Source organism: Brevibacillus sp. AY1, assembly GCF_029870785.1.
In the GTDB taxonomy this organism is placed as follows: Bacteria; Bacillota; Bacilli; order Brevibacillales; family Brevibacillaceae; genus Brevibacillus; species Brevibacillus invocatus.
The window spans coordinates 1-1,085 of sequence record NZ_JAFLPN010000106.1 but is presented as its reverse complement, the minus strand read 5'-3'; the positions used below and the strand labels follow the sequence as shown (position 1 = coordinate 1,085).

Sequence of the window (1,085 nt, the reverse complement as noted above, 5' to 3'; positions counted from 1 at the left end):
ACTACTCAGTTGCACCACCATTGACAAAGTGCAAGCCCTCACATCAATAAATCGTGTATCGGTTTTTGTAGTCGACGATTCTATGTTTGAACGCAACCGTAGTAAGGCTGTCGAGATGCTGTCTCGATTCAAAGATCATGCGACAGGTTGCTATTACAAAGGCTTTCGCATGCTCACGCTGGGATGGTCAGACGGTCACACGTTTATTCCGGTAGATTTTTCTTTACTCGCTTCTCTAAAATCTCAAATCAACGGAATGATGGAGGGAATCGACAAGCGAACGTCGGGCTATAAGCGTCGATTAGAAGCGCTGTTGCCTGCCCCGGAAGTCATTCCTGCCATGATTGATCGAGCTATTCAATCAGGTATGAGCGCCTCTTACGTGCTTATGGACAGTTGGTTTACGCACGCCCCCTTAATTCAATCGGTTCGTGCGCGAGATTTGGACGTAATCGGAATGGTCAAAGCAGACAACAAACGCTACCTTGTTGGTCAACATCGCCTGTCGTTACAGGAACTTTATTTCGCGGCAACACCTATACAAGGAAAAAAGAAAGGCATACTGCGTTCCATTCACACAGAATTGTCTCCGGGTATTCCTGTCATCATGGTGTTCGTGCGCCACCGCTCAAACAAAAAGGAATGGCTCGCTATATTGAGTACGGATTGCTCACTAACGGAAGAAGAGATTATCAAAATCTACAGTATCCGCTGGGATATTGAGGTTTTCTTTAAGTGTGCCAAATCACTATTGCGGTTACAAAAAGAGTTCCAGGGCAGATCATATGATCTGCTGATCAGTCATACAACGATTGTCTTCTCTCGTTACATTCTGCTGGCATGGCAGCATAGGCAAAGCACCGATCAACGCACACTGGGCGGGTTATTCCATCTTCTATGCGATGAAGTAAGCCAACTTGATTGGGCAGTTGCTTTAAAGCAACTCATTGATCTCATCGAGGACATTGCTCAAAAGGCAAACAAGAAGATCACAAAACTGATTAAAACGCAACTCCAACAATGGATCATGGGTTTACCCAGCTATATCAGGGTTACCTACCTAATTTGAGCTGCGAAAGTTGAGT

At 45.2% G+C, this 1,085-nt stretch carries 1 pseudogene; it reads left to right on the top strand.

Annotation, left to right across the window (positions count from 1 at the left end):
* Positions 1-1,083: pseudogene (locus JZI27_RS24895) on the top strand (IS4 family transposase); the annotation flags it as partial.
* Positions 1,084-1,085 lie beyond the last annotated feature (2 nt).